The sequence below is a fragment of the Thiocystis violacea genome (assembly GCF_016583575.1).
Lineage (GTDB): Bacteria > Pseudomonadota > Gammaproteobacteria > Chromatiales > Chromatiaceae > Thiocystis > Thiocystis violacea.
Genome location: NZ_NRRG01000017.1, coordinates 20,170 through 31,602, shown reverse-complemented (window position 1 = coordinate 31,602; position 11,433 = coordinate 20,170). Strand labels below are relative to the sequence as shown.

The window sequence follows — 11,433 nt, the reverse complement described above, 5'->3', positions numbered from 1 at the left end:
TGCCGAGGTGGCGGAATTGGTAGACGCGCATGGTTCAGGTCCATGTGAGCGAAAGCTCGTGGAGGTTCGAGTCCTCTCCTCGGCACCAAACACGCCCTCGTCCCACGAAGACGAGAACAAAAAAGACGCCGCATGAAAATGCGGCGTCTTTTTTTGTGCGTGTTCACCAGGCAGAACGCCCGGCGAACAGCGAACTCTCGCCAGGCGCGACCCGCGCCCGCCTTCACACGACGGCACTTCAACGACGATCGGTATCACCGTCCCGAGAGCCACCCATCGAACCTCCGGGGACGGACTCGGCGATCCAGGGCGATCGCCCCGGAATCGCCCCGCGCGCGTCTCAAGCCGCGGGATCCCGATGACGACGTACCCGGCCCCTCCTTCTCAGTCGAGACAGAGTCCAGACCGGACCCGAAACGGCATAGGTCAAGGCCAGCAGGAACAGCACCAGCGGCGGATAGATGTAAACGACGGCGAAGCCCAGCATCACCGCGACCGCCAGGAGAAAGGGTACCCGCCCCTGCAGGTTGAGCTGCTTGAAGCTCAGATAGCGAAAATTGCTCACCATCAGGAGTCCGGCGCCGGCCGTCAGGAAGGCGGCCAGCCAGGACACATTGGCCCCGTCGATGCCCAGGTCGTTCGCGGTCCAGATCCCGGTGGCGATGATGGCCGCCGCCGCTGGGCTCGCGAGACCCTGAAAATAGCGTTTGTCGGCAATGCCGATCTGGGTGTTGAATCGAGCCAGACGCAGGGCGGCGGCGGCGGTGTAGACGAAGGCCGCCAGCCAACCGACCTTGCCCAGCCCGCCCAAGGCCCAATGGTAGGCGACCAGGGCCGGAGCGACACCAAAGGCGACCATGTCCGAAAGGCTGTCATACTCGGCGCCAAAGGCGCTCTGGGTGTTGGTGATCCGGGCGATCCGTCCGTCGAAGCCATCCAGGACCATGGCGGCCAGGATCCCGAGCGCGGCGGCCTCGAAACGCCCCTGCGTGGCGGACAGCACGGCGTAGAAGCCCGCGAAGAGGGCCGCGGTCGTGAAGAGGTTGGGCAGCAGATAAATGCCGCGTCGTATTTTGCGGGGAGGAAGGGTTTCGTCCATAGTGATGCGTATCGGTTATCGATGGAACTGGCGGGCCAGTGTATCGCCGCGCCCCTCGGGTGCCGAAGACAAATCGCCCAAGCCAGGCACGCCATATCGACAGCGAGCGTCAATACCGTCCACCCTCGGGAGGTGACATGACAGTGCAGCAAGCCAAGCCGCCATTGCCCAGCGACGACAAGCGCTGGAAGCTCGTCAACGCCACGATGCGCCGTAACGGCTACACGGGCCACGCCCTGATCGAAACTTTGCACAGCGTGCAGGATGCGTTCGGCTTTCTCGACGAGACCTCGCTGCGGTTCGTCGCCGCCTCGCTCGACCTGCCCTTGAGTAAGGTCTTCGGCGTCGCGACCTTCTACCACATCTTCATGCTCAAGCCGAAGGGGCGTCATGCCTGCGTGGTCTGCACCGGCACCGCCTGCTATATCAAGGGGGCTGGAGCGCTGTTGGAAGGAATCCAGGAGCGCTACGGCGTCAATCCCGGCGATACGACCGAGGACGACCGACTGTCCGTGCTGACGGCGCGCTGCGTCGGCGCCTGCGGACTGGCGCCCGCCGTCGTGCTGGATGGCGAGGTGATCGGCAAGCAGGTGAAGGACACCCTGGTCGCCACGCTAGAGGAGCTGAACTGACATGCACTTGGAAGATCTGGCCGAGAAGGCCGCCGAATACCGCGCCGAGGAGGCGCATGTCGAGCACGAGGTGCGGGTGTGCGTGGCGGCGAGCTGCCAGTCCTCCGGCTCGCTGCCAGTCCTGGAGGCGCTCACCAAGGCCTGCGGAGACGGAGGCGGCACCTGCAAGGTCAAGGGTGTCGGCTGCATGGGGCTGTGCTCCGCCGGCCCGCTGGTCGCGGTGGCCAAGCGGGACAGCGATCTCGCCGATTCCCTGGTCTATCGCGACGTGACCGCCGCCGACGCACCCGAGATCATGGCCAGTGTGCGGGGCGCTCCGGTCGAACGTCTGCGCTGTCCGACCGACCAGCCCTTTTTCGCCCGCCAGCAGCGGATCGTCCTGGAAAACTCCGGGATCATCGACCCGGACAGCTTCAAGGGCTACGTGGCAGTCGGCGGCTACGCGGCCCTGGTCCAGGCCCTGAGCGAGATGACGCCGGGCGATGTGCTGCGCGAGATAACCACGAGCGGACTGCGCGGACGCGGCGGCGGCGGCTATCCGACCGGCCTCAAGTGGTCGACCATCGCCAAGATGCCGGCCGGTCAGAAATACGTGATCTGCAATGCCGACGAGGGCGATCCGGGCGCCTTCATGGACCGCGCCGTGCTGGAGTCCGACCCGCATCGAATCCTTGAGGGCATGGCGATCGCGGCCTACGCGGTGGGAGCGAACAAGGGCTATGTCTACGTCCGCGCGGAGTATCCGCTCGCCGTGGAACGGCTCCAGACCGCGATCCGCAAGGCGAAACGGGCCGGCTTCCTGGGCAGCAAGGTCGCGGATACCCAGTTCGCTTTCGAGATCGAGATCCGACTGGGTGCCGGCGCCTTCGTCTGCGGCGAGGAGACCGCCCTCATGGCCTCCATCGAGGGTCTGCGCGGTCAGCCGCGCCCGCGCCCGCCCTACCCCGCCGAGTCCGGACTCTGGGGCTGTCCGACCCTGATCAACAACGTCGAGACCTTCGCCAACATCGCCCCCATCATCCGCGAGGGCGGCGACTGGTTCGCCTCCATCGGCACCGAGCGATCGAAAGGGACAAAGGTCTTCGCCCTGGCCGGAAAGATCGAGAACACCGGGCTGATCGAGGTGCCCATGGGCACTAAATTGCGCGACATCATCGAGGTCATTGGCGGTGGCATCCCCGATGGGCGCGCCTTCAAGGCGGTCCAGACCGGCGGCCCCTCCGGCGGCTGCATCCCGGAGGCCCATCTGGATATTCCAGTGGATTACGACAGCCTCAAGACGCTCGGCACCATGATGGGCTCCGGCGGCATGATCGTGATGGACGACAGCTCCTGCATGGTCGACGTCGCGCGCTATTTCATGGAGTTCTGCATGACCGAGTCGTGCGGCAAGTGCATCCCCTGCCGTGCCGGGACGCAGCAGATGCATGGACTCCTGGACAAGATCACCAGGTCGCAGGGCACCCAGGCGGATCTGACCCTGCTGGAGGAACTCTGCGAGGTGGTTCAGGCCACCAGCCTCTGCGGACTGGGCCAGACGGCGCCGAATCCGGTCTTGAGCACCCTGAGATATTTTCGTGACGAGTACGAACAGAAGCTTGGCGACGGCTAACGGCTAACGCCATGCGGGAGCCAGGACTCACGAAGGATCTGATCGCCCAATCCCGTGTCATCGCCAAGGGACAACGCATCCGCGATCTCCCACGGCTGCTCTCGACCTATGGAGGACAAGCCTCGCAATGGGCGAAGAAGAGCAGCCCAATCCTCGAGATCGCGGGTGAGGACCATGAGTACCATTGGTACGAACACCACGGCATTGGACGCTTCGAGATCAAGCTGAAGAGACTGCCCAAATGATCGTCAAACTGAGCGCGCCCAATTCCGACTATCCCGACTTAACCTCGGGACAGGCCTATTGTGTGATTGGCATCGAAGCAGACGACTACCGAATCCTTAACGACCTGGGCAAACCCTATCTCTACCCCGCGAGCCTTTTTACCCTTCTCGATGACAGGGAGCCCGTCGACTGGGTCAGTTCGGTCGGCCCAGAGGGGGAGCGCTACGCCTATCCTTCCGCGCTCAACGAGCCTGGTTTCTTCGAGGACTTCTTCGACGGGGCAGGAACATCGGTGGCGGCCTTCTGGCAAAGCGTCAATCAACAGTTGTCTCGCGCGGCTTGAATGCCTGTCATGACTCGACCTCGATTTCCCGATCCCGACGTTCGACTGGCACTGACGGCATAACGACGATTCCACGGAGCCACCATGCCCCCACCCCCAACACAACCGAATGTCCGCGTCGTCACCCTCAGGATCGACGACCGGGATCTCTCCGCCCGCGAGGACGAGACCATCATCGAGGTCTGCCGGGAGAACAAGATCCCCATCCCCAGCCTCTGTCACCTGGACGGACTCACGATCTGGGGCGGCTGCCGACTCTGCATGGTCGAGGTGGCCGGGCAGAACCGACTGCTCGCGGCCTGTTCGACCCGGGTCGCCGAGGGGATGCGCATCCAGACCAACACCGAAAAGCTGCAACGCTATCGCCGCACCATCATCGAGCTGCTCTTCGCCGAGCGCAATCATGTCTGCTCGGTCTGCGTCTCCAATGGCCATTGCGAACTGCAATGGCTCGCGCAGCGCTGCGGCGTCGACCATGTGCGAGTGCCTTATCGACAGGTTCCCTATCCGGTGGACAGCTCGCACGAGATGTTCCGGGTGGATCACAATCGCTGCATCCTCTGCACCCGCTGCGTGAGGGTCTGCGACGAGATCGAGGGCGCCCACACCTGGGATGTCATGGGGCGCGGCAGCGACTGCCGGGTCATCACCGACCTGGCCACCCCCTGGGGCGAGAGCGAATCCTGCACGAGTTGCGGCAAGTGCGTGCAGGTCTGCCCAACGGGCGCGCTGGTCAAGCAGGGCACGTCCGTGGGCGAAATGGTCAAGGACCAGCACTTCCTGCCGATCCTCGCGCGCCGGAGACACGCACCATGAGCACACCGACTCGGATCACGGTCGCCACCACCTGGCTGGACGGCTGTTCGGGATGTCACATGTCCTTTCTGGACATGGACGAACGTCTGATCGAACTGGCCCGGAAGATCGACATCGTCTACAGCCCGCTGGTGGATTCCAAGGAGTTGCCGGAGACCGTGGACGTGGGCCTCCTGGAGGGGTCCATCAGCTCCGTCGACGACCTGGAGAAGGCCCGCGCCTTCCGGCGGCACTGCAAGATCCTCATCAGCCTCGGCGACTGCGCGGTCAACGGCAACGTCCCCGCCATGCGCAATTATTTCAAGCTGGACGACGTGATGGATCGTTCCTATCGCGAAAACGTCACCCTGCAACCCCAGATCCCGACCCGCGGGGTTCCGGCCCTGCTCACCACCGTCAAACCCATCCACGGCGAGGTCGCGGTCGACATCTTCGTGCCGGGCTGTCCGCCCAGCGCGGATGCCATCTGGTATGTGCTCAACGAGTTGATCGAGGGTCGCGTACCGGATCCGAGTTCGGTCACGCGTTTTGGCGCCTAGGCCCAAACAGTGAAACAGGTTCTCAACTCCAAGAAGGCTGGCGGATGAAAGATACAGACGACACCGATAGCGGCATCATCGTGACCCTCCTCGATCGGATGCGCACCCAGCGCCTGCCGCGCGCCCTCGACATCAAGGCCAAGGTCGATCGCGGCGAGCGACTCGACTCCTTCGACATGCAGTTCCTACAGGAGGTTTTCGAGGACTCCTCGGCCTTGCAGCCCAAGTGGGAGCAGCACCCCGAGCTGAACGGGATCATCGGCTCCATCATTCATCTCTATTACGAGATCACCACCAAGGCGCTGGAGAACGAGGAGCAGGGAGCACCGCTCTAACGTCTCGATGTTGGCGCGCTCCGATCAGGTAGCCGTCCTTGCCGGCGGATCGGCGCCGGTCACCGGACCGCTGACCCGATCCTTATCCGGCACGCTCCACCGCCACTTAGAGGGGATTGAATCCATGAGCCGCACGATCACCATCGAACCCGTCACCCGCATCGAGGGCCACGCCCGCATCACCCTGCAACTCGGCGACGGGGGCGAAGTCGAGGACGCGCGCTTTCATCTCACGCAGTTTCGCGGCTTCGAGAAGTTCTGCGAGGGTCGCCCCTACCGCGAGATGCCGGCCCTGACCGCGCGCACCTGCGGCATTTGCCCGGTCAGCCATCTGCTGGCCTCCAACAAGGCGTGCGACCACCTGCTGTCGGTCACGATCCCGCCGACCGGCGAACACCTGCGCCGGATCATGAATCTCGCCCAGATCACCCAGTCGCACGCGCTCTCCTTCTTCCATCTGTCCTCGCCGGATCTGCTGCTGGGATGGGACTCGGACCCGATCTCGCGCAACATCTTCGGGGTCATGCGTCAGGATCCGGCCCTGGCCCGCGACGGCATCCGTCTGCGTCAGATCGGCCAGAGCATCATCGAAACGCTCGGCGGCAAGAAGATCCATCCCACTTGGGTCGTGCCCGGTGGCGTCAACGAACCCCTGACGCTCGAAAAGCGCGACGCCATGCTCAAGCTGCTCCCCGAGGGATTGGAGATCGCCAAACGGACCTACGACTTCTTCAAGACCCTGGTGCCCAAGTTCAAGGACGAGGCGACGCACTTCGGCCGTCTGCCGACCATGTTCCTGAGCCTGGTCACGCCTCAGGGCAATCTGGAACACTATGACGGTCTGCTGCGCATCAAGGACGCCAAGGGCCGCATCGTCGAGGACATGGTGCCACCCGAGGACTATGAGCGGGTGATCGGCGAGGCGGTCGAGGACTTCAGCTACATGAAGTTCCCCTACTACAAGCCCCAGGGCTATCCCAAGGGCATCTATCGGGTCGGTCCCCTGGCCCGGCTCAACAACGCCCAAGCCTGTGGCACGCCCTATGCCGACGTGGCCCTGGCCGAGTTCCACATGCTCCAGGAATCAGGCCCCATCGCCAGCAGCTTCCACTATCACTATGCGCGACTGGTCGAGATCATCTACGCGCTGGAGATGATGGAGCGTCTGCTCAAGGATCCGACGATCCTCGACAGCCGTGTCCGAGCCCGCGCCCGCAGCAACCGCGCCGAGGGTATCGGCGTCTCCGAGGCGCCGCGCGGCACGCTCATCCATCACTACCGCATCGACGACGACGGACTCATCACCTGGGTCAACCTGATCATCGCCACCGGACACAACAATCTGGCCATGAACCAGTCCATCCGCCAGGTCGCGGACGCCTATGTCGACGGCAACAACCTTCAGGAAGGCATGCTCAACCGGGTCGAGGCGGTGATCCGCTGCTTCGATCCCTGTCTGTCCTGCGCCTCGCACGCCTTCGGCCAGATGCCGCTGCGCATCGAACTCAAGGACGCCTCCGGGCGTGTCGTCGACAGCCTCGAGCGCGGCTAGGAACGACGATCTTGAAGACGCTCATCATCGGGTACGGCAGCCCCATCCGGGGGGACGACGCCCTTGGACCGCTCGCCGCCGATCGCCTGGAAAACCGGAGCCTCCCCACCGGGGTCGAGGTCATCTCGCGGCACATCCTCACCGCCGAGCTGGTCGCGGACATCGCGGACAAGGATCGGGTGATCTTTCTGGACGCCGCCGCGGACTCCGCGCCCGGCACGGTCCGCTGTCGTCGTCTCGAACCCGACGCGCGGGCCGTCTCGACCATGGCCCACTTCCTCGATCCACGCGAGCTGTTGGCCTGGTGCGAGACACTCTACGGACGCGTCCCCGAGACCTGTCTGGTCACCGCCGCCGGCGACTCCTTCGACTACGACAATTACCGGCTGACGCCCATCGCCGAGGCCGCGCTGGACCGGATGCTGGACTGGGTCGACCGACTCATGACCCAGGAGGGCTGGACCGCCCTGTCCGCCGACGGTCACCCCTAACCAGAGCGGCCCGGAACCCGCGCCAGGTTTCATCCATCCGACGACGCTGGCTTCCGGTCGGCCTCCCCGCCCGGAATCTATCGGGGTCACATCAGATCAACAGCCGGATTCGTAGGATGGACAGAGCGAGAGCGATGCCCATCCTGTACGCTCCGAGGCCGAAGAGACAAGGATCAGATCAACAGCCAGGACGCGATCAACAGCACCAAGGCCGCCATGACTCCGGCGATGACATCGTCCAGCATGATGCCGAGCCCGCCTTCCATCCGCTGATCCACCACGCGGATCGGCCAGGGTTTCCAGATATCGAAGAGCCGAAAAGCCAGGAATCCGACGAGGATCCAGAGCCAGCCGGGTGGCGCGGCGAGCATGGTGATGAGGAAGCCGACGAATTCGTCCCAGACGATGGCGGATGGATCCTTGCCGCCGATATCGCGGGCGACGCTCCCGCAGATCCAGATCCCCGCCACCGTGAACACCAGCACCAAACCGACATAGAGCATCCAGTGCAGCGGGCTCATCAGCAGATAGAGCGGGATGGCGGCGAGCGTGCCGACCGTGCCGGGGGCCTTGGGCGAGAGCCCCGAGCCGAAACCGAAGGCGATCCAGTGCGTGATCTTGCGGCGATCGAAGCCCGTACTCGGGCGGGCCTCAGGGTCGAGCAGCGAAGTGGTCATAACCTGCCCCATTGGTTGTGAGGATCTCTCCGTCGGGAAGCCGAAGAATAAGCCCCGTCCCGACCCGGATGGTTCCGATCCGGGTGAGCGCGCACGACGGATCGACCGCCAGACGCCCGACCTCGACAAGGCGCTCCTGGGGAACGCAGAAACAGAGTTCGTAATCATCCCCCGAGGAGAGCGGAAGCGACCAGTCCCGCGCGGCGGCGACGGCCTCGGCGACCCATGGGGTCAGAGTAAATTGCTCAAGCTCCAATTCGGCCCCGACGCCGGAGGCTGCGAGGATGTGCCCGAGGTCGCCCGCGAGTCCGTCGGAGAGATCAATCATGGCCGAGGCGATCCCGCGCAGCCGGCGACCCAGGGCGACCCGCGGCTCGGGACATTCGAGCCGGCGACGCGACTCGGGATCGACCGCCTCGCCCGCGAGCATGCGTCGCAAGGCGAGGCCCGCGTCGCCCAGCGTCCCGCTGACGAGGATGGCGTCGCCCGGCCGCGCGCCGTCGCGCCGCACCGCCGCGCCGCTCGGGACGAAACCCTGCACCTGCACGGTCACGCTCAACGGACCCCGCGTGGTGTCTCCGCCCACCAGCCGGATGCCATGTTGGTTCGCGAGCCGGGCGAAGCCGACGGCGAATCCACGCACCCAGTCCTCGTCGGCGGCGGGCAAGGTCAAGGCCAAGGTCGCCCAGGCCGGCTCCGCGCCCATGGCGGCCAGGTCGCTGAGCCCGACCGCCAGGGATTTATGACCGATGTGCTCGGGCGCGCAGTCCGGAAAGAAGTGGATGCCGGACGCCAGGGTGTCGATGCTGACAGCCAGCGACTGGCCCGCCGGAACATCGAGCAGCGCGCAATCATCGCCGACACCCAGGACGACATCCGGGCGCGCGGGACCGAGGTCGGCGAAATAACGGCGGATCAGGTCGAATTCGGACACCCGGATGGGCTCACACCTTGCGGTCCATGTCGCCGGCCCGACGGCGGGCGATCTTGTCCAGCACGCCGTTGACGTAGCGGTGGCCTTCGTGCGCGCCGAGCAGCTTGGTCAATTCGACCGCCTCGTTGATGGCGACCCGGTCCGGGATGTTGTCCGAGAAAAGGATCTCGAAGGCGCCCAGTCGCAGGATCGCCAGCTCCACCGGGTCGACCTGGCTGATCGGCCGATCCAGGAAGTGATCGAGCTGGGCGTCGATCTCCTTGATCTGGGCCGGCACGCCGGTCAGCAGTTCGTCCAGGAGTTCGACGTTGAAGTTGAAGCGGTCCTTGGGATCGACGACCGCATCCTCGTCGGTATCGTTCAGCGAGGCGGTGACGGCGTCCAGCCATTGCGGGTCGTCGAGCAGGTGGCGCTTGATCGCCATCGGATCCTCGCCGGTCAGACGCCATTGATAGAGCGCGAGCGCGGCATAGCGGCGGGATTGGGTGCGTGGGCTGACCATCTCAGGCGATCTGTCTCAGCAGATCGACCATTTCCAGGGCGGACATGGCCGCCTCGGCGCCCTTGTTGCCAGCCTTGGTTCCGGCCCGCTCGATCGCCTGCTCGATGCTGTCGACGGTGAGCACGCCAAAGGCGACCGGCAGCCCGTACTTGAGGCTGACCTGGGCCATGCCCTTGACGCATTCGCCCGCGACGTACTCGAAATGCGGCGTCCCGCCGCGAATGACCGCGCCGAGCGCGACGATGGCGTCATAGCCACCCTTGGCGGCAAGGCGCTCGATCGTCACCGGCATCTCGAAGGCGCCGGGCACGCGCACGATGGTCAGATTGGCCTCATCCACGCCGTGGCGCTTGAGGGTATCGATGGCGCCCTTCTCCAGGGCCTCCACCACGAAGCTGTTCCAGCGGGACACCACCAGACAGAAGCGGGCGTTATCGGCGCGCATCGCGCCTTCGATGGTCTTGATCGTCATTAAGGTCTCTAGTTCGGGATTGATCGATTCGTAAGGAAGGGTCGGGCGGTCAAGCCGACCGGCCACCCGTGTACTCGACGACCTCCAGGTCGAACCCGGAGATGGCGTGCATCGCCTTGGGCGCGCTCATGACCCGCATTTTACGCACCCCGAGATCGGCCAGGATCTGGGCGCCGATGCCGTAGGTGCGCAATTCGCCGCGATCCTGTCGCGCGGGTACCTGATCGTCGCTGTCATGGAGCTGGAAATCCTTGAGACGGGCCAGGATGCTGGCGGAGCTGTCGCGATTGCGCAGAACCACGATCACGCCCTCGCCGGCCTCGGCCACCTGACGCATCACATCCTGCAGGGGCCAGCCACAGGCATTGTGGGTGGTGCCGAACAGATCGCACAGGGTGTTCTGAAGATGCACCCGCACCAGGGTCGGACGCTCCGGGTCGATGTCGCCGATCGTCAGGGCGAGGTGGATCTCGCTGTCGATGGTGTCGCGGTAGGCGAACAGCTTGAAGGTGGCGTAGGCGGTCGGCAGCTCGCACTCGCATTCGCGCAGGACCGCCTTCTCGGTCCGGACCCGGTAGTGGATGAGATCGGCGATGGTCCCGATCTTGATGCCGTGGGCGTGGGCGAAGATCTCCAGATCAGGACGCCGGGCCATGGTGCCGTCATCGTTGAGGATCTCGACGATCGCCGCCGCCGGGGAGAAGCCGGCCAGGCGTGCCAGGTCGCAACCGGCCTCGGTGTGCCCGGCGCGCACCAGCACCCCGCCCGGCTGGGCCATGAGCGGGAAGATGTGCCCCGGCTGGACCACGTCCTTGGGGCCGGCGTCCGGCGCCACGGCGGCGAGGATGGTGGTCGCGCGATCGGCGGCGGAGATGCCGGTGGTGACGCCTCGCGCGGCCTCGATCGAGAGCGTGAAGGCGGTGGAATAGGCGGTGCGGTTCTCGTTGACCATCAAGGGCAGGCGCAAACGCTCGCAGCGCTCCTTGGTCAGGGTCAGACAGATGAGACCGCGTCCATACCTGGCCATGAAATTAACGGCCTCGGGGGTCACGCAATCCGCCGCCATCAGAAGATCGCCTTCGTTCTCGCGATCCTCGTCGTCCATGATGACGACCATCTTGCCTTGGCGTAGGTCCTCGATAATCTCTTCTGTGCTGTTCAGGCCCGGACTGGTCATGGTGGCTACATCGATAAGCGGAGGATA

Annotated in this window: 15 protein-coding genes and 1 tRNA gene; 10 read left to right on the top strand and 6 right to left on the bottom strand. The window is 64.8% G+C overall.

Features of this window, described 5'->3' with window-relative positions; translation table 11 throughout:
* The first annotated feature begins 1 nt into the window (after nt 1).
* Nucleotides 2-88 (top strand) — tRNA-Leu (locus CKO27_RS10335).
* 252 nt (nt 89-340) lie between these two features.
* On the opposite strand, the gene pssA is transcribed toward CKO27_RS10335, so the two are convergent.
* Nucleotides 341-1,099 (bottom strand): CDP-diacylglycerol--serine O-phosphatidyltransferase, encoded by a 759-nt coding sequence (gene pssA, locus CKO27_RS10330; RefSeq protein WP_200374811.1) that lies wholly within the window; start codon nt 1,097-1,099, stop codon nt 341-343.
* A 137-nt stretch (nt 1,100-1,236) separates the two neighbouring features.
* Here pssA and hoxE point away from each other — a divergent pair, with 137 nt between their 5' ends.
* The 9 genes from hoxE (at nt 1,237) to CKO27_RS10285 (ending at nt 7,644) form a co-directional block, all read left to right on the top strand.
* Complete coding sequence (gene hoxE / locus CKO27_RS10325) at nt 1,237-1,731, top strand: bidirectional hydrogenase complex protein HoxE (protein ID WP_200374810.1); 495 nt, start codon at nt 1,237-1,239, stop codon at nt 1,729-1,731.
* 1 nt (nt 1,732) lies between these two features.
* Nucleotides 1,733-3,343: a NuoF family protein gene (locus tag CKO27_RS10320; protein ID WP_200374809.1), complete on the top strand. Its 1,611-nt coding sequence runs from the start codon at nt 1,733-1,735 to the stop codon at nt 3,341-3,343.
* An 11-nt stretch (nt 3,344-3,354) separates the two neighbouring features.
* A complete protein-coding gene (locus CKO27_RS10315) occupies nt 3,355-3,588 on the top strand; it encodes a hypothetical protein (RefSeq protein WP_200374808.1) in 234 nt (77 codons plus the stop codon).
* Complete coding sequence (locus CKO27_RS10310) at nt 3,585-3,911, top strand: hypothetical protein (protein WP_200374807.1); 327 nt, start codon at nt 3,585-3,587, stop codon at nt 3,909-3,911. The genes CKO27_RS10315 and CKO27_RS10310 overlap by 4 nt, the downstream gene beginning before the upstream one ends.
* Nucleotides 3,912-3,995: 84 nt before the next feature.
* Nucleotides 3,996-4,727, top strand: coding sequence for a bidirectional hydrogenase complex protein HoxU (hoxU, locus tag CKO27_RS10305; RefSeq protein ID WP_200374806.1), 732 nt, complete (start codon nt 3,996-3,998; stop codon nt 4,725-4,727).
* The gene (locus tag CKO27_RS10300; RefSeq protein ID WP_200374805.1) at nt 4,724-5,266 is read left to right on the top strand and encodes an NADH-quinone oxidoreductase subunit B family protein; all 543 of its coding nucleotides are present in this window, start codon (nt 4,724-4,726) and stop codon (nt 5,264-5,266) included. The genes hoxU and CKO27_RS10300 overlap by 4 nt, the downstream gene beginning before the upstream one ends.
* Nucleotides 5,267-5,310: 44 nt before the next feature.
* Nucleotides 5,311-5,601 carry a hypothetical protein gene (locus CKO27_RS10295; protein ID WP_200374804.1) on the top strand — a complete coding sequence of 97 codons (291 nt, stop codon included), beginning with the start codon at nt 5,311-5,313 and terminating at the stop codon, nt 5,599-5,601.
* 124 nt (nt 5,602-5,725) lie between these two features.
* Entirely contained in the window at nt 5,726-7,153 is a 1,428-nt protein-coding gene (locus CKO27_RS10290) for a Ni/Fe hydrogenase subunit alpha (RefSeq protein ID WP_200374803.1), read from the top strand.
* A gap of 11 nt (nt 7,154-7,164) precedes the next feature.
* Entirely contained in the window at nt 7,165-7,644 is a 480-nt protein-coding gene (locus tag CKO27_RS10285) for a hydrogenase maturation protease (RefSeq protein ID WP_200374802.1), read from the top strand.
* A 173-nt stretch (nt 7,645-7,817) separates the two neighbouring features.
* Here CKO27_RS10285 and CKO27_RS10280 read toward each other — a convergent pair whose 3' ends face one another.
* From CKO27_RS10280 to ribBA, 5 genes are read right to left on the bottom strand one after another with little or no spacing between them, the layout of a single operon-like run.
* Nucleotides 7,818-8,321 carry a phosphatidylglycerophosphatase A family protein gene (locus CKO27_RS10280; RefSeq protein WP_200374801.1) on the bottom strand — a complete coding sequence of 168 codons (504 nt, stop codon included), beginning with the start codon at nt 8,319-8,321 and terminating at the stop codon, nt 7,818-7,820.
* A complete protein-coding gene (gene thiL / locus CKO27_RS10275) occupies nt 8,296-9,255 on the bottom strand; it encodes a thiamine-phosphate kinase (protein WP_200374800.1) in 960 nt (319 codons plus the stop codon). The genes CKO27_RS10280 and thiL overlap by 26 nt, the downstream gene beginning before the upstream one ends.
* Nucleotides 9,256-9,265: 10 nt before the next feature.
* The gene (nusB, locus tag CKO27_RS10270) at nt 9,266-9,757 is read right to left on the bottom strand and encodes a transcription antitermination factor NusB (protein ID WP_200374799.1); all 492 of its coding nucleotides are present in this window, start codon (nt 9,755-9,757) and stop codon (nt 9,266-9,268) included.
* Between the two features lies 1 nt (nt 9,758).
* Nucleotides 9,759-10,229 carry a 6,7-dimethyl-8-ribityllumazine synthase gene (gene ribH, locus CKO27_RS10265; RefSeq protein WP_200374798.1) on the bottom strand — a complete coding sequence of 157 codons (471 nt, stop codon included), beginning with the start codon at nt 10,227-10,229 and terminating at the stop codon, nt 9,759-9,761.
* 49 nt (nt 10,230-10,278) lie between these two features.
* Nucleotides 10,279-11,406, bottom strand: coding sequence for a bifunctional 3,4-dihydroxy-2-butanone-4-phosphate synthase/GTP cyclohydrolase II (gene ribBA, locus CKO27_RS10260; RefSeq protein WP_200374797.1), 1,128 nt, complete (start codon nt 11,404-11,406; stop codon nt 10,279-10,281).
* Between the last annotated feature and the right edge of the window lie 27 nt (nt 11,407-11,433).

Excerpts from the sequence above, each read along its gene's own strand:
- pssA (WP_200374811.1), bottom strand. The coding sequence starts at position 1,099 with ATGGACGAAACCCTTCCTCCCCGCAAAATACGACGCGGCATTTATCTG.
- CKO27_RS10315 (WP_200374808.1), top strand. The coding sequence starts at position 3,355 with ATGCGGGAGCCAGGACTCACGAAGGATCTGATCGCCCAATCCCGTGTC.
- nusB (WP_200374799.1), bottom strand. The coding sequence starts at position 9,757 with ATGGTCAGCCCACGCACCCAATCCCGCCGCTATGCCGCGCTCGCGCTC.
- CKO27_RS10310 (WP_200374807.1), top strand. The coding sequence starts at position 3,585 with ATGATCGTCAAACTGAGCGCGCCCAATTCCGACTATCCCGACTTAACC.
- hoxU (WP_200374806.1), top strand. The coding sequence starts at position 3,996 with ATGCCCCCACCCCCAACACAACCGAATGTCCGCGTCGTCACCCTCAGG.
- ribH (WP_200374798.1), bottom strand. The coding sequence starts at position 10,229 with ATGACGATCAAGACCATCGAAGGCGCGATGCGCGCCGATAACGCCCGC.
- CKO27_RS10295 (WP_200374804.1), top strand. The coding sequence starts at position 5,311 with ATGAAAGATACAGACGACACCGATAGCGGCATCATCGTGACCCTCCTC.
- CKO27_RS10320 (WP_200374809.1), top strand. The coding sequence starts at position 1,733 with ATGCACTTGGAAGATCTGGCCGAGAAGGCCGCCGAATACCGCGCCGAG.
- CKO27_RS10290 (WP_200374803.1), top strand. The coding sequence starts at position 5,726 with ATGAGCCGCACGATCACCATCGAACCCGTCACCCGCATCGAGGGCCAC.
- CKO27_RS10280 (WP_200374801.1), bottom strand. The coding sequence starts at position 8,321 with ATGACCACTTCGCTGCTCGACCCTGAGGCCCGCCCGAGTACGGGCTTC.
- CKO27_RS10300 (WP_200374805.1), top strand. The coding sequence starts at position 4,724 with ATGAGCACACCGACTCGGATCACGGTCGCCACCACCTGGCTGGACGGC.
- ribBA (WP_200374797.1), bottom strand. The coding sequence starts at position 11,406 with ATGACCAGTCCGGGCCTGAACAGCACAGAAGAGATTATCGAGGACCTA.
- hoxE (WP_200374810.1), top strand. The coding sequence starts at position 1,237 with ATGACAGTGCAGCAAGCCAAGCCGCCATTGCCCAGCGACGACAAGCGC.